This is a genomic window from Candidatus Planktophila lacus, assembly GCF_002288325.1.
Taxonomy (GTDB): Bacteria; Actinomycetota; Actinomycetes; order Nanopelagicales; family Nanopelagicaceae; genus Planktophila; species Planktophila lacus.
On the sequence record NZ_CP016780.1, the window covers coordinates 763,950 to 781,890 of the forward strand.

Sequence of the window (17,941 nt, forward strand, 5' to 3'; positions counted from 1 at the left end):
GTAAATATGTCGAATGAAATCGAAGCGATAAAAGATCCAGGGCTACCAGCACACGTTCTCCGTCGTGCCGACACCGATCCGAAGGCAGCTAAGAAGGCTGAGCGCCAAGTTGCGATTCTCTTTTTACTCTCCGCAGCCGGAACAGTTCTCTTAATCGCCTCTTATATCTTCATTCCCCAAGATGTCTTTATCTTCTTCCCAGTTCTTGGTAGCACTAACGCACACCAACTCTTTCTTGGTCTCGGAATGGCTGCATCTCTCTTCTTTATTGGAATGGGTGCGATTCACTGGGCAAAGACTTTAATGCCGGATGAAGAAGTAGTTATTCAGCGCCATGAATTTCGTTCACCAGATGAAGATCGTGAAGAATTTGTAAAGGCTGCAAAGGCTGGCGCCGAAGCGGCAGGTCTTGGTCGTCGCTCACTTATTAAACGCTCCCTCGGTCTTTCGTTAGGCCTAGTAGGACTCTCTCCGCTAATTCTTCTTCGTGACTTGGGCCCGCTTCCAGGTGATTCACTTACCAAGACATCTTGGAAAAAGGGAACTCGTCTGGTTACAGATCCAGGTGATCGACCAATTCGTCCAGAAGATCTCGAAGTTGGCGCAGTTGCTCAGACACTTCCAGCAATAGCCGCTGGTGAACATCGCAAACTTTCCGATATTGCTAAAGATGCCGTTTTGTTGATTCGCCTTCGACCACAAGAGTTCAACTTAGATGCTGAAAGACTCTCTTGGACACATGAAGGCATCATCGCCTTCTCAAAGATTTGCTCACATATGGGATGCGCCGTGGCCTTGTACGAACAGCAAACAAAGCACCTGCTCTGCCCTTGCCACCAGTCAACATTTGATGTGACACGCGCTGCCAAGGTGATCTTCGGACCAGCTGCTCGCCCACTGCCTCAACTCGCGATAACAGTAGATTCCGAGGGATACTTGGTCGCACAGAATCCATTTAACGAACCGGTCGGACCTAGCTTCTGGGAGCGCTCATCATGACAGCACGTGAAAGAATCGCAGGCAGCGTAGCAAATTACGTTGATGAAAGAACTGGCGCTGCCAAATGGATGAAGAAGAATTTAACAAAGGTGTTCCCTGATCACTGGTCATTCCTTCTCGGTGAAATTGCACTTTACTCATTTATCATCTTGCTCCTCTCTGGAACTTACCTAACTTTCTGGTTTGATCCATCGCAGCGCGAAGTTATCTATGACGGTGCTTATGAACCTCTTCAAGGTATTGAGATGTCGGCTGCATACGCATCAACTCTTGATATCTCATTCGAAGTTCGTGGCGGACTTTTGATGCGCCAGATTCACCACTGGGCAGCCCTAATTTTTATGGCAGCGATTGTTGTTCACTTAATGCGCGTTTACTTCACTGGCGCATTCCGCAAGCCACGCGAGTTCAACTGGATTATCGGAGTTGGTCTATTAACTCTTGGAATCGTTGAAGGCTTCTTGGGCTACTCACTTCCAGATGACCTACTTTCTGGAACAGGTATCCGTATTGCTGAAGCAATTATTCAAGCCTTGCCAGTCGTTGGTTCTTATCTAGCGTTCTTCGCATTCGGAGGAGCATTCCCTGGAGAAGCATTTATCCCACGTATCTACACAGTTCACGTTCTGCTTCTACCAGGAGCGTTCTTAGCGCTGATCACAGTTCACTTAATGTTGGTCTGGTACCAGAAGCACACTCAATACCCTGGTCCTGGTCGCACTGAAAAGAATGTTGTCGGTTATCCACTTCTTCCTGTCTACATGGCTAAGGCCGGCGGCTTCTTCTTTATCGTCTTCGGAGTAACTGCATTTCTCGGCGCAGTCGCATCCATTAACCCAATCTGGTTATACGGCCCATACACGCCTGCACAGGTTTCTGCAGGATCCCAGCCCGATTGGTATATGGGTTGGCTCGATGGGTTAGTTCGTATGGCTCCGCCACTTGAGAGTTACATATTTGGTTACACAATCTCTTGGAACATCTTGATTCCAGGATTGATTGTTCCGGGCATCCTATTTACCGGAATGGCGCTCTATCCATTTATCGAAAGTTGGATAACTGGAGATAAACGCGAACACCATCTCCTTGATCGTCCGCGCAATGCGCCAAACCGCACAGCGCTCGGAGCGATGTCTCTGACATTTATGCTTGTTGCACTTATCAACGGTGGTAACGACATTATCGCCATAACCTTTGATCTAACGATTAATCAGATCATGTGGTTCTCGCGAATCGGTATCTTTGTACTTCCACCGCTTGCCTTTGTAATTACCAAACGCATCTGCCTTTCATTGCAGCGTGCTGACCGCGAGCTAGTACTCCATGGCCGTGAGACCGGTCGCTTGGTGATGATGCCGCATGGTGAATTTGTTGAAGTTCACGAGCCGATCTCACCTGAAAAGGCTTGGCTGTTAACTCAGCACGAACAGATTCCTGCGCTAGCTCTTGAAGAGCACGATGCCAGCGGAGTACGTCGTCCAAAGGCGCTGAAGAATAAGTTACGCGCGCGTATGAGCAAAGCTCATGCCGTATCGATTCCGAAGGTAACCGCTGAAGATCTAAAGCAGATCGAGAACCACTAATTAAAGTAGTTTCTAGTTTAATTAGTTTCGCAGATCGCCTTTAATCGCACCAAGCTCTTAGCAATCCACTTTGGGTTGTGGGCCATCGCACCCGTTATCTTGAGCCATCGCTTGGCATAGAACGGTATATCGCGAGCATCAAAAGTTTCGATTACGCGCGTTTTGCCATTTGCTAACTCCTCTAGCTGATAACTCCAGGTCCACTTCATCAAGTGGCACCATGAGATCTTGCGACCTTCTTCAAAAGCGACAACGGTATTGGTGATGCGATATGGCAACCTGATCTTCATCGCCATTCCGAACTTCGCACCGAGATGAAGTCGAACCGGCGCCGAGATACTCCCCTGCACCGTGCCAGATCCATCGAAGAGCTGGTGGCAACGTGGGTCTGCAATCAAGTCAAAGATTTGTTGCGCTGGTGCGCTAATTTCAATTTGTGCTGAGGTAGCGAGGTCGGAGCCGGTATTTAGAATTTCGGCGCGCACTTTTTCCATACTGAGATTTTGAGATTAGATATTTAGTGTGCAGCGTTGTCAGGTAAAGGTTTCTCATACTCAGTCACGAAACCGATAATGCTGATAACTAGCGCACCGAGCGCGATAAGTGTTAACCACCAACCAATAAGAAGTGAGAGACCTAAAGCCATCGCGCTTGCCGCAACCGGCAGCGGCCACCATGAATGAGGGCTATAAAAACCAAGTTCGCCCGCGCCTTCTGCAATCTCTGCAGTAGGGCGATCTTCAGGTAATAGTCGGCCAATTCGTTTCTGGGTAAACCAAACATAGAAACCGACCATGCCTGCCAAGCATGCAGCGAGGATCATTCCTGTAATGCCAACTGCCTCGCCACCTACATAGTAGTAAACGATCGCCATAAAGACATAGAAAACGCTTAGACCACCGAAGAGCTGCCAATTAGTTTTCATATGTAATTAGTGGCCTTCCGTTTTAACATGTGGGTGGTGAAGATCAAATGCTGGGCGCTCAGAGCGAATACGTGGCATCGTCAAGAAGTTATGGCGTGGTGGTGGGCAAGATGTCGCCCACTCAAGGGATGAGCCATAGCCCCAAGGATCATCACAGTTAACTAGTGGTGACTTGCGGGTAATCCAGACGTTTACAAAGAACGGAATCATTGAGAGCGCAAGGAGCGCAGATCCGATCGTTGAAATCATATTCATCCCGGTGAAGCCATCAGTTGCTAAGTAATCAGAGTAGCGTCGTGGGAAGCCCTTAATTCCAAGCCAGTGTTGAATTAAGAAAGTTGTATGGAAGCCGAAGAAGAGCGTCCAGAAGTGGATCTTTCCAAGGCGTTCATTGAGCATGCGACCAGTCATCTTTGGCCACCAGAAGTAGAAACCGGCGAACATTGCAAAGACCACAGTTCCGAAGAGAACGTAATGGAAGTGAGCTACAACGAAGTACGAGGCCGATACTGCAAAGTCCATTGGAGGCGAAGCTAAGATGATTCCGGTGATTCCGCCAAATAAGAAGGTGACAAGGAATCCCATAACCCAGAGCATTGGAGTCTCGAAGGTTACGTGGCCACGCCACATGGTGCCGATCCAGTTAAAGAATTTAACGCCAGTTGGAACACCAATCAAAAATGTCATGAATGAGAAGAACGGTAGAAGTACCTGGCCGCTGGCGAACATGTGGTGGGCCCATACTGCAACCGAAAGCGCTGAGATTGCGATTGTTGCTGCGATCAAACCTTTATAACCAAAGATTGGCTTGCGGCTAAAGACTGGCAAAATTTCAGTTGCAATTCCGAAGAATGGCAGCGCCAAGATATATACCTCAGGGTGGCCAAAGAACCAGAACAAGTGTTGCCACAGCATCGCACCACCGTTGGCCGGATCAAAGATATGTGTACCAAAGAGGCGATCAGACTCCAGCGCCAATAACGCAGCAGCTAACGGAGGGAAGGCAAGCAATACCAAGATAGAAGTTAAGAGAACGTTCCAAGAAAAGATCGACATACGAAACATCGTCATACCTGGAGCGCGCATTGTGAAGATCGTTGTAATGAAGTTAACGCCGCCCAGGATTGTTCCAAGACCTGAAACAGCCAAACCGATTACCCAAAGGTCTCCACCGATTCCTGGTGAATATGTTGAGTTAGCAAGAGGTGCGTAAGCAGTCCATCCAAATGATGCTGCTCCACCGGGAGTCAAGAATCCTGCAACCGCAGTAATGCTTCCAAACATAAATAACCAGAAGGAGAGCATGTTAAGGCGAGGGAAAGCCACATCTGCGGCACCAATTTGCAATGGCATGATCACGTTGGCGAAACCAACGAACAATGGAGTTGCAAACATAAGCAACATAATCGTTCCGTGCATCGTAAAGATCTGGTTGTACTGCTCGTTGCTCAAGAACTGCATACCTGGGCGAGTTAGCTCAGCGCGCAGGAATAGGGCAAGAAGACCGCCTACTAAGAACCAACCAAAGGTGGCCATTAAATACATATAGCCGATCGTCTTGTGATCAGTCGACGTAATCCACTTTACAAAGTTTTTACCCTTGCTCGATGGTTGCGCACCTACTGGATTAATCGTTGGACGTTCTGCATAAGTGGTCATGCTGCGCTCGCCTTCAGAGTTTCGAGATAAGCCTTATATTCGGCAACAGTTACGACCTTTACCGTAAAGAGCATCTGTGAGTGATTACGTCCGCAGAGAATGTTGCATCGACCTGGATAGGTGCCCAATTTATTTGCGGTGAATTCAAGGCTATTTGTTACGCCCGGCAGGTTTTGTATCTGAATCATAAAGGCAGGAATCCAGAAACCATGTACAACATCGTTGGATTCAATTGTGTAGCGAACCTTTTCGCCGATCGGAACTACCAAAGTTGGAGGCTGCGCTGGAGTTCCAGTAACAACTGCCTTTGGTCCTGCCTCTGGATAACTAAACTGCCATGACCATTGGAATCCATTAACGGTGATCTCATGTGCGTAGGTTGATGTCTTCTCAACAATTTTCTCTTGTTTGACTGCGGTGTAATAGAAGAGAACTGCAACGATGATAAATGGAATTATCGTGTAAGCAATTTCTACAGGAATGTTGTATTGGGTCTGCTTTGGGAATTCACCTTTACTGGCTTTAGCGCGATGGAAAATAGCTGGCCAAATAATCAGTACAAATGTAATTACACCGACTACGCCGCCAGCAATCCATGCTCCCTGCCATAGTGAAAGTGATATGTCATTAACGCTTGAAAGACCTTCTTCATATCCAAGGCCAGAGACTTTGGAGCACCCGCTAAGAAGAAGTGGCAGAAGTGTTAGCGGAGCGGCTAGACGAACCAGAGAACGCGAGCGTTTATGGGCAGACATGAGGTTAAGGATAGTCGGCTAATTCGGAGTTAGTCGCATTGGCTAGTAGCGTTCGCTAGGTGGTACGAGTCACAGGAAACTTTCAATCAGAGACAGCACTCAATTCCCTTGCTGCCCAAGCCTTTCTCGCTGCCTTAGATAGCGGATGGGCCGACCCAAAGAAGATTGGCCAATCACCTAGTCGCGCGGCAAACCTGAGAGCCAACGCCCTTGAATCACTCGCCACAAATTTGGGAATAAAGGCCGATCAAATTGAGATCACGGGCGAAGTTGGACTTGGCTATCTACTTTCTCTGGGTGGCTTCTTAGAACCAAAACGAAAGCTCTACTACGGAGCCGGTGACAGATCAGGTGTAATCGCAACTGCAAGATCGCATCAAGGCGACTCAGAAATTATTCCGCTATCCCCAAATGGAACTTTGAATCTCTCTGAAATCGAGTTGTTGCCCAACTCTGTTCTTTCATTTCAATTAGCAAATGGTGAAACTGGCGCCATAAACAAAGTTCCCGAGCACTTGCCAAAAGATATTTTGATTGCAATCGATGCCACTGCCTCTGGAAATCGTGAACCGCTTCCCGAAAAGTGGAGTAGCGCGGTCTTTGATTCAAGAGCTTGGGAGGGGCCTGCTGGTCTTGCAGTTGTTGCCATCGCAGATGCCGCTAACTGGAAGAATCCGCTCCCCCACATATCTGCAGTCCGCAGGACCTACGGAACATACTCGTTGCCGCTATTGATTGCTAGCGCTGTAGCGCTCGAGAATTTCAAACCTGGCGATAAAAATATAAGGAATATGAGCGCAAAGATACGCTCCGATATCTCGCGAGAGATTCCAGGATTAAAAATTGCAGGAGATTTAGATAATTCAATGGCGCACTTAACATCCTTAGTTATTCCGGGCTGTAATGGAGAAGAGATTCTTCGGGGCTTAAGCGCCCGTGGCCTATCAGTTGATTCGGGCTCGGCATGTACTGCAATGAATCTGCAACCTAGCCATGTTTTGGCCGCTATGGGGCTACCAACTGATGGAAATATTCGAATTACCCTGCATGCAGAAACTACTGCAGAAGAAGTTGAATTACTGATTAACGCTTTGGTAGATGAGGTTCGATCTCAGCAGCAGCGCTAGCGCCGTATGCGGCTTTAAAGCGCGCTAAAAATTCGGCTGATGTAAAGCGATACTCCTGTGTTCCGGTTGTTTCAATTACATAGGTAGCAATCATCGATCCTAGTTGTGCACATCTTTCGTGATTTAGACCCCAGGCCAATCCGGCAACAAATCCAGATCTAAATGAGTCCCCAACGCCGGTCGGGTCGGTCTTAGATTTCTCTTTCGGACAGGTAACTTTAATTGTTTCACCAGTTAGCGATTCAACTCTTGCACCTTCCGAGCCAAGAGTTACAACCCGAAACTTTACTTGCTCGAGAATTTCGCGATCGCTCCATCCGGTTTTTTGAATCGCTAGCGCTAGTTCGTACTCATTTAAAAATAGGTAAGTAGCACCTGTTATGAGTTGCTTAATCTCTTCGCCACTCATGCGCGCCATCTGCTGCGAAGGGTCTGCCGCTATTGCAATTCCCTCTTGGCGGGCTACCTCAGAATGGCGAAGCATCGCTTCTGGGTCATCCGGTGAAATAACTATGAGATCTAACTTTCCGGTCTTTTCCATGATTGGTGACAGTTCGATATTGCGCGCTTCTGACATTGCACCAGGAAAGAAAGATGCGATCTGATTTAACTCGGTATCTGTCGTCACCATGAAGTGAGCCGTGTGAAGAGTTTTAGAGACTAAAACATGCGACGTATCGACGCCGTGACGCACCAACCAAGCGTCATAATCTGGCCAATCGATTCCAACTGCGGCGATCAAAATTGGATTAAGGCCGAGTGAACCCATACCGAATGCGATATTTGCTGCGCATCCCCCACGGCGAACTTCCAGGCCATCTACGAGAAATGAGAGGGAAACTTTTTCAAGTGATCCGGCAACGAGTGAGTCGGTGAACTTTCCAGAGAAAGTCATCAGGTGATCTAGACCAACCGAACCGGCAACGCCAATCTTCATGCAGCCACCATCGCAGTTAACAACAAGTTGAAAGTGTCTTTAGTTGAAAGAATCGCCGCAGGCGCAAGATCCGCCAGCGTTTGGATTATCGATTGTGAAGCCCTGCTTCTCAATCGTGTCAACGAAATCAATTGAGGCGCCCATTAAATATGGATCGCTCATCTTGTCTACAACAACTTTTACAGTTCCGAATTGATGTGAGATATCGCCTTCTTGATCGCGATCATCGAAGTAGAGCTGGTAGCGCAAGCCCGAACAACCACCTGGCTGCACTGCAACGCGGAGATAGAGATCATCGCGACCTTCTTGAGCAAGGAGCGCTGCAACCTTGGCTGCGGCAACTTCTGTCAAGACGATAGGGCCAGTCGATGCTGGCGCCTCTGTTGTTGAGTTCGATGTCTCTGTAGTCATGGGTAAAGACTACCTGCCACTTACTGTCGATGCGACAGCAAGGCTATAAATGCGCGAGAATGTGTCCATGTCCACACCTGCTCGTTCAACATCTCTGACTGACCTGCTGCTTCTCGGGCAAGGCCGAGATCTGGCATCTGAGCGAGGCGTCTCCTGTACCGGCGAACTGCCAGAGGCGAGTGATCCTGATTTAATCTCCAGAGCAAGGGCTGCTCGCGCCGCACTTGGCGATCGCGCCCTTGTTTTGGGCCATCACTATCAGCGAGATGAAGTAATTGAATTTGCAGATGTAACTGGAGATTCATTTAAGTTGGCGCAAGCTGCGGCAGCACAATCGAGCGCCGAGTACATAATCTTCTGCGGCGTTCACTTCATGGCCGAAAGCGCTGACATTCTGACTTCAAATAAACAGAAGGTAATTCTTCCTGACCTTGCCGCCGGTTGTTCAATGGCTGATATGGCAACAGCAAATCAAGTTACACAGTGCTGGAAAGATCTCGAAGAAGTTGGCGTTGCCGATAAAACTATTCCAGTTACATATATGAATTCGTCCGCAGCAATTAAGAGTTTTACCGGCGAACATGGCGGAACTATCTGCACATCATCGAATGCTAAAAAGAGTATGGAATGGGCGCTTTCTAAGGGCGAGAAGATTCTCTTTCTCCCAGACCAGCATCTCGGTAGAAATACTGCAGTTCTTTCGCTAGGCCTAACTCTGGATGATTGTGTCCTCTGGAATCCATGGAAACCAATGGGCGGGTTAACCACTGAAGAAATTCGTGGAGCCAAGGTAATTTTATGGCGCGGACATTGTTCTGTTCACGGTCGATTCACTTTGGAATCTGTGAACGAAGTGAGAAAACAACTGCCAGGGGTGAAGGTTTTAGTTCATCCAGAGTGCCAACATGAAGTTGTTGCCGCCGCTGATGTCGTAGGCAGTACCGAGATGATCATCAAAACTGTCGAGCAATCCCCTGCAGGGAGCGCTTGGGCTATTGGCACCGAGCTAAATTTGGTTTCACGCCTTGCCAAAGCCCACCATGATAAGAAAATTGTCTTTCTAGATAAGACCGTTTGCTATTGCTCAACGATGAATCGAATTGATCTTCCACATCTGGTTTGGGCGATGGAATCGTTAGTTGATGGCCACGTTGTAAACCAGATTAGCGTTGCCCCAGAAGTTGCCAAGTACTCCAAACTCGCACTTGAACAGATGCTCGCCCTATAGTTTGCCCATGACTTCTACTCCAGAAAATAGCCAGAAAAAAGGTCGTCCGACTCCAAAGCGAAAAGAAGCGCAAGCGGCGACGAAAGTTTCCTCACTAGCGCCAGCATCAACCAAGGCAGAGAAGAAGCGCTCTAAAGATCAAGCACGCGCGGCTCGTCTCTTGCAGCGTCAGGCTTATTTACGCGGCGATGAGAATGCGCTCCCAATGCGTGATCGCGGACCAGAAAAGAAATTTGTTAGAAATTACATCGATGCCCGTCGTTCGATTGGTGAATATTTCCTTCCAATCATCGGCTTTGTGTTAATTCTTTCGCTCATCCCGCTAAGTGTTTTTGCTGTGGCTGGAATCGTGATTATGTATAGCGTTCTTCTCTTCTCAATCATCGATGGATTCTTCTTATCTCGCAAAATTAAAGCCGAAGTCACCAAGCGCTTCCCAGATAAAAGCACCAAGGGACTTGGGCTTTATGGATGGCTACGTTCTACACAGATGCGACGTATGCGCGCACCTAAGCCACAAGTAAAAGCTGGAGATAAGGTTTAACTCAAGCCCTAGGATTTGGGCTTTTAGTCTCTTTTGGATCAGTCGTCGGAATATTGCCGAGCGCCTTATCAATAGCGTGCATAGCATCGGCAGATAACTTCACTCCTGATGCCTTTACATTCTCTTTAACCTGAGCTGGCTTGGTTGCTCCCATAATTGCGCTTGAAACATTTGAGTTCTGCAGAACCCAAGCGATTGATAGTTGACCCATCGTTAAATCTAGGTCACGGGCTATCGGGGCTAAATTCTGAACTGCGCTAAGTACATCATCGCGCATCCAGCGCGAGATCATATCTGCGCCGGATTTCTTATCTGTTGCTCGAGAACCCACTGGCGGTTTCTTACCTGGAAGATATTTTCCGGTTAGAACGCCTTGCGCCATAGGTGACCAAACAATCTGTCCGATTCCTTCGCGCTTACTAAGTGGAACAACTTCGGTTTCGATAACGCGCCAAAGTGCAGAGTATTGCGGTTGGCTAGATACAAATCGGTTGTAACCCTTGGCATCTTGAATGCGCAGCGCATCTGCGATCTGCTTAGCGTTCCATTCAGAGAAACCTATGTAATGAACTTTTCCAGCACGAATCAGATCGTCGAATGCACTTAGAGATTCTTCAAGCGGGGTTTCATAATCAAAGCGGTGCATCTGGTAAAGATCGATGTGATCTGTATTGAGGCGCTTTAGCGATGCGTTACAGGATTCAATAATGTGTTTGCGCGAAAGCCCGCGATCGTTTTTGCCAGAACCAGTTGGCCAATAGACCTTGGTAAATAGCTCGTAGGACTCGCGCTTGATTCCCTTGAGCGCGCGCCCTAATACTGATTCAGCTTTAGTTGCTGCATAAACATCTGCCGTATCGAATGTTGTTATGCCAAGGTCGTAGGCGGTGCGCACGCACTTAACTGCGGCATCGGCTTCAACCTGTGAACCGTGGGTAATCCAATTTCCATAGGAAATCTCTGAGACATACATTCCTGAACTGCCGAGGCGACGATATTCCATGGGCGAAACCATACCCCCACTCTTATATGGCTTGGCCTCAAATAGCGTGGTGAATTGCTATCGCGGGGAACCTATGGTTTTCTTCGCAGGTACCTACAACTAAATAGCAATACTTTCTCTTGAGGGGAAGTCGGTGAAAATCCGACGCTGACCCGCAACCGTAAGAGTTCATTGGAAATTAAAAAACCATTAGAACTTAAGTCGGATTACCTCACTGGAAAGCGTAATTGACCAACACCCGCCGAGGTTTGCGGGGCGTAGTCTCAAGAAAAGTTAATTAAATACTTTTATTGCGCTACCCCTGTGAGGCTCTGATTTTCTAGAGAGGCTCCACAGTAACAATGTTAAATTCAAATTTCTTCAAGAAAAAATCATCCCTTGGGTTCACCCCCGTAATCGGACTCGTTCTACTTCTTTCACAAATCATCCCTTTAACTCCGGCAAGTGCTGCAGATAAAGGCTGGCGTTACTGGGGTTATTACCAAGCAGCTCCAGGAGCCACAAAATGGACCGCAGCGATGACGGGTCCAACAGTCGATATCGAAGATGGCGCCGTTGAAGGCTGGTCATTTGTTTTTAGCAGTGATGACATCCCATCAACTCCCCCGTCAGTCAAACCAAACTTTGCGTCGATCTGCGGAAAAACAAAGGCTGATAAAGATACAAAGCGGATCGCCCTGGTGATTGATTTCGGTTCCAAGGCCTACGCGCCAAAAGGCGAGAAGGTAAAGAAGCCAATATCGATGTGTGTTCGTACCGCAAAGACTTCGCAAGGAATCGATGTTCTCGGAATGGCCGTCAAGGTGCGCGCCGCAAAGAGCGGACTCATCTGCGGTCTAAATGGTTACCCAGCAAAAGAGTGCGGTTCTGAAATAGCAACGCCTGCTTCACTTAAGAAGTAAGAGAAGCGCTTAACTGTTATGAAATCGCTGCACCCGCTTACTTGGTGGCTTTGGAGTATCGCTTTAATTGTCACGGTCATTCGTGCCGATAGCGCTCTCTATGCCGCCTTGGTTTTAGCGGGTGCGGCGCTCATAGTTTGGCGCTGGGCCGGAAACTTTCCTTGGTCGAAGAGTTTCTGGTTCTCACTTCGACTCGGAATCTTCATTCTGATTGTCAGAGCAGTTACAGGTGTATTAATCGGTGTGCCAATTCCCGGAACCAGAATATTTGAACTACCAATTCTTCCTCTGCCCGATTGGATGGCAGGGATCCGCATCGGTGGCGTAATTACCCAAGAAAGACTTACCTCCTCCCTGCATGAAGGTTTGATCATTGTTGCTGTTATCGCACTCTTTGGAGCGGCGGTATCACTGACTAGTCCTCATAAAATGTTACGAGTACTTCCCATAATAGTTTATGAATTTGGCGTAGCAATCGTTATAGCCACTTCATCGCTTCCACAACTCGTCGCTAGTTACTCGCGAATTAAACGAGCACGAATCCTGAGGGGTGATGAGAAACCTAAATTTAAATCAATTGCCTTGCCGTTACTGGAAGAAGCGCTTGCTAAATCTCTCGATCTTGCAGCAGCGATGGATTCGCGCGGGTATGGCATAAGTAGAGTTCGTTCCCGATATCGCCCAATTAAATGGCGCTCAGCGGATACCGCGATTTTCTCTAGCGGCATCGTTCTTCTGGGACTTGTTTGGTCGGTGACTTCATGATCAAGTTTTCTAATGTCTCACTCGTTTATCCGACATCCACACAAACAATTTTAGAAGGACTCTCTTTCTCGATTGAGGAAGGAGAAATGGTTCTGGTAATTGGTTCAACCGGAACAGGAAAATCTTCACTCTTGCGTCTAATCAACGGTTTGGTTCCGCATCACACCGGTGGAATTTTGGCAGGTGATGTAACAGTTGACGGAATTTCTACACAACTTGTGCGACCAGGTGAGCTGGCTCATCTAATCGGAATTGTGGGACAGAACCCAAGTAGCGGCTTTGTAACCGATACCGTTGAAGAAGAACTTGTCTTTAGTATGGAGTCGTTAAATGTGGCTCCTGATGTGATGCGCAAACGCGTTGAGGAGATTCTTGATCTATTGGCCCTGGCGCCACTACGTAACCGAGCGATTTCAACTCTCAGCGGTGGCGAACAACAACGTTTAGCGATCGGCAGCGCGCTCGTAATGCATCCGAAGATTTTGGTTTTGGATGAACCAACCAGCGCGCTTGACCCGATCGCCGCCGAAGAAGTTCTCTCAATCATTCATCGCTTAGTTCACGACCTCAGCCTGACAGTTGTGATTGCAGAACATCGCTTAGAACGAGTAATTGGCTTTGCTGATCGAATCATTCATATCGCAGGAGATGGTCAAGCCCAGATTGATCTTCCAGAGAACATCCTAAAAAATTCAGATATCGCTCCCCCAATCGTTCATTTATCCCGCGCACTTAAATTGGATCAGCTCGGGCTTAGCGTTCGTGATGTACGACGAATGACCGAAGATGTCAGGCGCGACGGAAGAGACAATCCAACACTAAGTAAGGAAACGACTCCCAAAGCTATCTCGGTTAAGGGGGCTTCGATTTCTTACGGTTCACATCTTGCTTTAAAGACTGTTGATGCACTTGTAATGGAAGGCGAGATAGTTGCCTTGATGGGCAGAAATGGCGCCGGTAAAAGTTCGCTGCTGCAATCGATTGTCGGTGTCAAAGAGTTAGATCGAGGTGAGATATCGGTTTTCGCGCATCCCCCAATGAGTCTGAAGGGCGCACTTCGCCGCGCAACAGTTGGGTATATCCCACAAGAACCTAGCGATCTCTTATACGCACAAAGTGTTGCGCAAGAGTGCGCACAAGCCGATAAAGATAATGGCATAGCCAGCGGTTCAACCTTTGCTCTACTTCAAGAACTCGTTCCTTCTGTTTCGCCCGCAACCCATCCGCGTGATTTATCAGAAGGACAACGTCTTGCCCTCGCCTTATCCGTGGTTCTCTCAGCACAGCCGCGCGCGCTAATCCTGGACGAGCCAACGCGCGGGTTGGATTATCAATCTAAATCGCTACTTATTGAGATTCTTAAAGGCTTTGCGGAACAACCTGGAAGAGCTGTTGTTATCGCAACTCACGATGTAGAACTAGTGGCCGAACTAGCCGATCGAGTTATCTTCTTATCTGAAGGAGAAGTTGTTGCAGATGGACCAACGTTAGATATTTTGTTGGCATCACCTGCCTTTGCTCCACAGGTCGCAAAAGTGATGGCTCCAAGGAGATGGCTAACGGTTAACGATGTAATGCGTTCGCTAGATCAAGAAGTTGATCAGCAATGAAGTATTTAACAAGTGACGTATATCGTTTCAGCGGCAAATCTAAAGTCGCTCTCTTTTTGGTTTCGACCACGGTCTTTGCCGGCTTTACCTGGCCCTTCTATGTACATTCGCAGAGCTCTGCGCAGTTTGCGCAATACTTTTTCTGGGCGGCCGTTCCCGCTTCAATCTTTCTACTAATCGCGCAACTGAGTGATTCTGGGTTAGATGCTAAATCTGTTGCGCTACTTGGAACTCTCGCGGCACTTCTTGCTGCGCTTCGACCTCTAGGGGCTGGCGCTGTTGGTCTTGAGCCTATGTGGTTTCTACTAATTCTAGCCGCCCGAGTCTTTGGTTCGGCATTTGGTTTTCTGTTGGGCGTGCTCGGAATGTTGGCATCGGCTCTTCTAACTGGTGGATTTGGTCCTTGGTTGGCCTATCAACTCTTTGCAGCGGGCTTGGTCGGTTTATTTGCAGGTTCATTCCCGGCAAGAATCAAAGGTCGTGCTGAAATTCTCTTGCTGATCTTTATAGCAATTTTCGCTTCACTAATCTTCGGCTTATTGATGGACCTTCAATTCTGGCCGTGGGCGTTAGGTGGAGATACCCAACTCTCTTACCTGCCAGGGGCACCAATCTGGGAGAACTTAAATAGATTTATTACATTTCACTTTCTATCTTCAATGGCGTGGGATATTCCTAGGGCTGTATTGACATCAACGCTAATTGTTATAACTGCGCCCGCTGTTCTATCTGCGTTGCGTAGAACAAAAACCAAGGCTGCTTTCTTAACGCCTGTCGAGTTCAGCGCACGTTTGAAGTAACTAACGGCAACTTAGAAATTACCGAAACGCTATCTCTTCCACGAACATCAACGATTAACTCATCGCCCACTTTGTATTCGGGGTTGACCAAAGCCAAGGCGATACCCTTTTTTAAGGTTGGCGAGAAAGTTCCGCTCGTTATCTCGCCAACAAATTCGCCGCTTGAATTCTTAATCTTCATACCAGCGCGTGGAATACCGCGATCTTGGCTGACGAGTGCGCGAAGTTTGGTGTGCGCTTTGGCTTCGCGCTGTTCAGTAAGCGCTTTAGCGCCACTGAAAGTCGGCTTATCCCAACCAATGGCCCAAGTCGCTGAGGCTTGAACCGGTGTTATTTGAAGAGTTAATTCATGTCCGTGAAGTGGGTATCCCATTTCGGTACGCAAGGTATCGCGCGCACCTAAACCACAGACTAATCCGTCGAATGGCTTGATCGCTTCGACGAGGGATTCCCAAACCGCTCCAGCATCGCTCCAACTTGGGAGAATTTCATACCCATGTTCGCCGGTGTAACCAGTGCGACATAAAATTGCGGGACGACCAGAAATTTGAACATGCTCAAAGGCCATGTAATCCATCGCAGGATTTAAGCCAAGGGATTCAATAACCGATTTGGATTTTGGACCTTGCACCGCGATTACTGCAAACTCTTCGTGGAGATTTGTAATCGTGACCCCAGATGGAACAACATCTATGAGGGCAGCGACCACATCTGATGTATTTGAGGCGTTAGGGATTAGAAATAAATCAGTTGGACTATTTCTATAAACAATCAGATCATCAATTACTCCACCCGCGGAGTTGCAGTGAAGGGTGTATTGGGCTTGTCCATCGGTAATTCGATTTAAATCATTGGTAAAGACAGAGTTGAGAAATTCCAGCGCCCCATCGCCAATCACGCTGACTTTGCCGAGGTGAGACACATCAAATATCCCAACTCGCTCCCGAACCGCGGTGTGTTCGGCGATTACGCCCGATGCTGGGTACTCAATAGGCATCAACCAACCGCCGAAATCGGCCATCTTTGCGTTAAGTGCAAGATGTTTTTCGGCAAGTGGTGAATTTTTCATGTAGACAACTTACACTTACCCGAGCATGGCCACCAGATAAGAACCATCATTTAGTAGCGAGTCACCACGGCGCAGATAACTTCTTAAGGAGCTTTAAATGACAACGATCCACCTCTCTGATGGAATCATCAAAGATGAGATTCTGGTAGTTGGGCTATCCCATAAGAAGACCAAATCATCGCTAACAATTGAAAGTGGCGATATCGCACTTGATACAAAGAAAATTTTGGCGACCTTGGCCGATATGGGGGCAACTGGCAAGGCCGATGAAGTAATTAAAATCCCTGGTACAAGTACGCGTCTATTAATCTTCACTGGACTAGGCGAACATAAAGCCACGTTCGATGATGAAACCCTGCGCCGCGCAGCGGGTGCAGCCGCGCGAGCTCTGGCCGGAAATTCCAGCGCCACCTTTGCACTTCCAGCTAAGAGAGCAAATGCAGTCGGCGCTATTGCAGAGGGCGCGCTATTGGGCGCATATGTATTTAATAAATTTAGAGTTGATTCACTAAGCGATCGCCGCCCCAGTCTTAAGTCGGTAACGGTCCACTCAGCCCTTGCCCAAGATCCAAAGGCAAAGGCAGCGGTTAAACGCGCAGCGATTCTTGGTGATTACACAGCAATAGTTCGCGATCTAATCAACACTCCCCCAAGTCACTTAACTCCAGACTCGTTCTGTAAGACTTTTACTGAGATCGTTAAGAAAGTCGGCGGTGCTGGTGCCGGCCTGAAAGTTTCGATCATGACGGATTCACAGTTGAAGGCAAAGGGATATGGCGGAATTACCGCCGTCGGACAAGGTTCTGCAAATCCGCAACGACTACTTCAAATTTCATATCGCCCGGTTAAAGCTAAGTCGCGCAAGACCTACGCCTACGTTGGTAAGGGAATTACCTTCGATACTGGTGGCTTAGCTCTCAAGCCTGCTGCCGGAATGGAAGCAATGAAATCCGATATGTCAGGGGCTGCCGCTGTCTGTGCAGCAACTATCGCAATCGCACTTCTTAAACTTCCTGTCGCAATTGATTGTTATGCACCTCTTGCTGAAAATATGGTCAGCGATAACGCAACTCGCCCAAGTGACATCATCACTATGTATGGCGGAAAAACAATTGAGGTCCTAAACCCAGATGCAGAAGGACGTTTGGTTCTTGGTGATGCGCTGGTGAAGGCGCAGGAGAATAAAGATCTTGATGGCATCGTCGATGTTGCAACTCTTACCGGTGCTCAAGTTGTTGCACTCGGTACCCGCACAAGCGCAATCATGACCAATAACCAAGAATTTAGTGAGCACTTCTTTGCAATAACAAAAGAGGTTGGTGAAGCTTTCTGGCCGATGCCACTTCCTGTCGAACTTCGCGCATCCCTTGATTCACCTGTTGCTGACATGGCAAATATCGGTGAACGAATGGGCGGAATGATGGTTGCGGGCCTCTTCCTAAAGGAGTTCATTGCACCCGAGTTACCTTGGTTACATCTCGATATTGCAGGTCCGGCCTATAACGAAGGCGATCCTTATGGCTACACGCCAGTTGGCGGCACTGGAGTTGCTCTGCGCTCATTGGTGGCCCTTGCTGAATCTGCCGCCATTTCGTAATCGGGCGCTAAAACTGGCAAGATAGGT

Annotated in this window: 18 protein-coding genes and 1 riboswitch; of the genes, 10 read left to right on the top strand and 8 right to left on the bottom strand. The window is 48.1% G+C overall.

Annotation, left to right across the window (positions count from 1 at the left end):
- Nucleotides 1-6: 6 nt before the first annotated feature.
- Nucleotides 7-999 carry a cytochrome bc1 complex Rieske iron-sulfur subunit gene (gene qcrA, locus A1sIIB106_RS03840; RefSeq protein WP_095677410.1) on the top strand — a complete coding sequence of 331 codons (993 nt, stop codon included), beginning with the start codon at nucleotides 7-9 and terminating at the stop codon, nucleotides 997-999.
- Nucleotides 996-2,582 (top strand): cytochrome bc1 complex cytochrome b subunit, encoded by a 1,587-nt coding sequence (qcrB, locus tag A1sIIB106_RS03845; protein ID WP_095677411.1) that lies wholly within the window; start codon nucleotides 996-998, stop codon nucleotides 2,580-2,582. The genes qcrA and qcrB overlap by 4 nt, the downstream gene beginning before the upstream one ends.
- Nucleotides 2,583-2,599: 17 nt before the next feature.
- Here the strand turns inward: qcrB and A1sIIB106_RS03850 are convergent, their stop codons facing one another.
- Genes A1sIIB106_RS03850 through ctaC form a run of 4 tightly spaced genes read right to left on the bottom strand, consistent with a single transcriptional unit; the run spans nucleotide 2,600 to nucleotide 5,921 of the window.
- Nucleotides 2,600-3,067 carry an SRPBCC family protein gene (locus A1sIIB106_RS03850; protein ID WP_223299466.1) on the bottom strand — a complete coding sequence of 156 codons (468 nt, stop codon included), beginning with the start codon at nucleotides 3,065-3,067 and terminating at the stop codon, nucleotides 2,600-2,602.
- Between the two features lie 32 nt (nucleotides 3,068-3,099).
- The gene (locus A1sIIB106_RS03855) at nucleotides 3,100-3,507 is read right to left on the bottom strand and encodes a cytochrome c oxidase subunit 4 (RefSeq protein ID WP_095677413.1); all 408 of its coding nucleotides are present in this window, start codon (nucleotides 3,505-3,507) and stop codon (nucleotides 3,100-3,102) included.
- A 6-nt stretch (nucleotides 3,508-3,513) separates the two neighbouring features.
- Entirely contained in the window at nucleotides 3,514-5,166 is a 1,653-nt protein-coding gene (gene ctaD, locus A1sIIB106_RS03860) for an aa3-type cytochrome oxidase subunit I (RefSeq protein WP_095677414.1), read from the bottom strand.
- Complete coding sequence (gene ctaC / locus A1sIIB106_RS03865; protein WP_095677415.1) at nucleotides 5,163-5,921, bottom strand: aa3-type cytochrome oxidase subunit II; 759 nt, start codon at nucleotides 5,919-5,921, stop codon at nucleotides 5,163-5,165. Before ctaC ends, ctaD begins: the two co-directional genes overlap by 4 nt.
- A gap of 59 nt (nucleotides 5,922-5,980) precedes the next feature.
- Here ctaC and A1sIIB106_RS03870 point away from each other — a divergent pair, with 59 nt between their 5' ends.
- Nucleotides 5,981-7,048 carry an aminotransferase class V-fold PLP-dependent enzyme gene (locus tag A1sIIB106_RS03870; RefSeq protein ID WP_095677416.1) on the top strand — a complete coding sequence of 356 codons (1,068 nt, stop codon included), beginning with the start codon at nucleotides 5,981-5,983 and terminating at the stop codon, nucleotides 7,046-7,048.
- Here the strand turns inward: A1sIIB106_RS03870 and A1sIIB106_RS03875 are convergent.
- Both A1sIIB106_RS03875 and A1sIIB106_RS03880 read right to left on the bottom strand, forming a co-directional pair.
- Entirely contained in the window at nucleotides 7,005-7,943 is a 939-nt protein-coding gene (locus tag A1sIIB106_RS03875) for a carbohydrate kinase family protein (RefSeq protein WP_420021961.1), read from the bottom strand. The genes A1sIIB106_RS03870 and A1sIIB106_RS03875 overlap by 44 nt on opposite strands.
- An 81-nt stretch (nucleotides 7,944-8,024) precedes the next feature.
- Nucleotides 8,025-8,396 (bottom strand): HesB/IscA family protein, encoded by a 372-nt coding sequence (locus A1sIIB106_RS03880; protein ID WP_095671186.1) that lies wholly within the window; start codon nucleotides 8,394-8,396, stop codon nucleotides 8,025-8,027.
- Between the two features lie 67 nt (nucleotides 8,397-8,463).
- On the opposite strand from A1sIIB106_RS03880, the gene nadA reads away from it, so the two are divergent.
- Nucleotides 8,464-9,624, top strand: coding sequence for a quinolinate synthase NadA (gene nadA / locus A1sIIB106_RS03885; protein WP_095677418.1), 1,161 nt, complete (start codon nucleotides 8,464-8,466; stop codon nucleotides 9,622-9,624).
- 7 nt (nucleotides 9,625-9,631) lie between these two features.
- Nucleotides 9,632-10,168: a DUF3043 domain-containing protein gene (locus A1sIIB106_RS03890; protein ID WP_095671188.1), complete on the top strand. Its 537-nt coding sequence runs from the start codon at nucleotides 9,632-9,634 to the stop codon at nucleotides 10,166-10,168.
- A 1-nt stretch (nucleotide 10,169) separates the two neighbouring features.
- Here the strand turns inward: A1sIIB106_RS03890 and A1sIIB106_RS03895 are convergent, their stop codons facing one another.
- Nucleotides 10,170-11,171 carry an aldo/keto reductase family protein gene (locus A1sIIB106_RS03895; protein WP_095677419.1) on the bottom strand — a complete coding sequence of 334 codons (1,002 nt, stop codon included), beginning with the start codon at nucleotides 11,169-11,171 and terminating at the stop codon, nucleotides 10,170-10,172.
- Between the two features lie 98 nt (nucleotides 11,172-11,269).
- Nucleotides 11,270-11,437: riboswitch (adenosylcobalamin (AdoCbl) riboswitch) on the top strand.
- Nucleotides 11,438-11,512: 75 nt separating this feature from the next.
- Between A1sIIB106_RS03895 and A1sIIB106_RS03900 the strand changes: the two genes are divergently transcribed.
- The 4 genes from A1sIIB106_RS03900 to A1sIIB106_RS03915 are packed head-to-tail and all read left to right on the top strand — an operon-like array spanning nucleotide 11,513 to nucleotide 15,248.
- Nucleotides 11,513-12,073, top strand: a complete 561-nt coding sequence (locus tag A1sIIB106_RS03900) for an SCO2322 family protein (RefSeq protein ID WP_095677420.1) — start codon at nucleotides 11,513-11,515, stop codon at nucleotides 12,071-12,073.
- A gap of 18 nt (nucleotides 12,074-12,091) precedes the next feature.
- On the top strand, nucleotides 12,092-12,838 hold the full coding sequence (locus A1sIIB106_RS03905) for an energy-coupling factor transporter transmembrane component T family protein (RefSeq protein WP_095677421.1): 747 nt from the start codon (nucleotides 12,092-12,094) through the stop codon (nucleotides 12,836-12,838).
- A complete protein-coding gene (locus tag A1sIIB106_RS03910) occupies nucleotides 12,835-14,448 on the top strand; it encodes an ABC transporter ATP-binding protein (RefSeq protein WP_095677422.1) in 1,614 nt (537 codons plus the stop codon). Before A1sIIB106_RS03905 ends, A1sIIB106_RS03910 begins: the two co-directional genes overlap by 4 nt.
- Nucleotides 14,445-15,248, top strand: a complete 804-nt coding sequence (locus A1sIIB106_RS03915; protein WP_095677423.1) for an ECF transporter S component — start codon at nucleotides 14,445-14,447, stop codon at nucleotides 15,246-15,248. The genes A1sIIB106_RS03910 and A1sIIB106_RS03915 overlap by 4 nt, the downstream gene beginning before the upstream one ends.
- On the opposite strand, the gene gcvT is transcribed toward A1sIIB106_RS03915, so the two are convergent.
- Complete coding sequence (gene gcvT, locus A1sIIB106_RS03920) at nucleotides 15,229-16,317, bottom strand: glycine cleavage system aminomethyltransferase GcvT (protein ID WP_095677424.1); 1,089 nt, start codon at nucleotides 16,315-16,317, stop codon at nucleotides 15,229-15,231. The two genes, A1sIIB106_RS03915 and gcvT, sit on opposite strands and share 20 nt — an antisense overlap.
- A 97-nt stretch (nucleotides 16,318-16,414) precedes the next feature.
- Between gcvT and A1sIIB106_RS03925 the strand changes: the two genes are divergently transcribed.
- Nucleotides 16,415-17,914, top strand: a complete 1,500-nt coding sequence (locus A1sIIB106_RS03925; protein ID WP_095677425.1) for a leucyl aminopeptidase — start codon at nucleotides 16,415-16,417, stop codon at nucleotides 17,912-17,914.
- The last annotated feature ends 27 nt before the right edge of the window (nucleotides 17,915-17,941 follow it).

What these genes read in the sequence shown, in the direction of transcription:
- qcrA (WP_095677410.1), top strand. Translation starts at nt 7, where the DNA reads ATGTCGAATGAAATCGAAGCGATAAAAGATCCAGGGCTACCAGCACAC.
- qcrB (WP_095677411.1), top strand. Translation starts at nt 996, where the DNA reads ATGACAGCACGTGAAAGAATCGCAGGCAGCGTAGCAAATTACGTTGAT.
- A1sIIB106_RS03855 (WP_095677413.1), bottom strand. Translation starts at nt 3,507, where the DNA reads ATGAAAACTAATTGGCAGCTCTTCGGTGGTCTAAGCGTTTTCTATGTC.
- ctaD (WP_095677414.1), bottom strand. Translation starts at nt 5,166, where the DNA reads ATGACCACTTATGCAGAACGTCCAACGATTAATCCAGTAGGTGCGCAA.
- ctaC (WP_095677415.1), bottom strand. Translation starts at nt 5,921, where the DNA reads ATGTCTGCCCATAAACGCTCGCGTTCTCTGGTTCGTCTAGCCGCTCCG.
- A1sIIB106_RS03875 (WP_420021961.1), bottom strand. Translation starts at nt 7,943, where the DNA reads ATGACTTTCTCTGGAAAGTTCACCGACTCACTCGTTGCCGGATCACTT.
- A1sIIB106_RS03880 (WP_095671186.1), bottom strand. Translation starts at nt 8,396, where the DNA reads ATGACTACAGAGACATCGAACTCAACAACAGAGGCGCCAGCATCGACT.
- nadA (WP_095677418.1), top strand. Translation starts at nt 8,464, where the DNA reads ATGTCCACACCTGCTCGTTCAACATCTCTGACTGACCTGCTGCTTCTC.
- A1sIIB106_RS03890 (WP_095671188.1), top strand. Translation starts at nt 9,632, where the DNA reads ATGACTTCTACTCCAGAAAATAGCCAGAAAAAAGGTCGTCCGACTCCA.
- A1sIIB106_RS03895 (WP_095677419.1), bottom strand. Translation starts at nt 11,171, where the DNA reads ATGGAATATCGTCGCCTCGGCAGTTCAGGAATGTATGTCTCAGAGATT.
- A1sIIB106_RS03900 (WP_095677420.1), top strand. Translation starts at nt 11,513, where the DNA reads ATGTTAAATTCAAATTTCTTCAAGAAAAAATCATCCCTTGGGTTCACC.
- A1sIIB106_RS03905 (WP_095677421.1), top strand. Translation starts at nt 12,092, where the DNA reads ATGAAATCGCTGCACCCGCTTACTTGGTGGCTTTGGAGTATCGCTTTA.
- A1sIIB106_RS03910 (WP_095677422.1), top strand. Translation starts at nt 12,835, where the DNA reads ATGATCAAGTTTTCTAATGTCTCACTCGTTTATCCGACATCCACACAA.
- A1sIIB106_RS03915 (WP_095677423.1), top strand. Translation starts at nt 14,445, where the DNA reads ATGAAGTATTTAACAAGTGACGTATATCGTTTCAGCGGCAAATCTAAA.
- gcvT (WP_095677424.1), bottom strand. Translation starts at nt 16,317, where the DNA reads ATGAAAAATTCACCACTTGCCGAAAAACATCTTGCACTTAACGCAAAG.
- A1sIIB106_RS03925 (WP_095677425.1), top strand. Translation starts at nt 16,415, where the DNA reads ATGACAACGATCCACCTCTCTGATGGAATCATCAAAGATGAGATTCTG.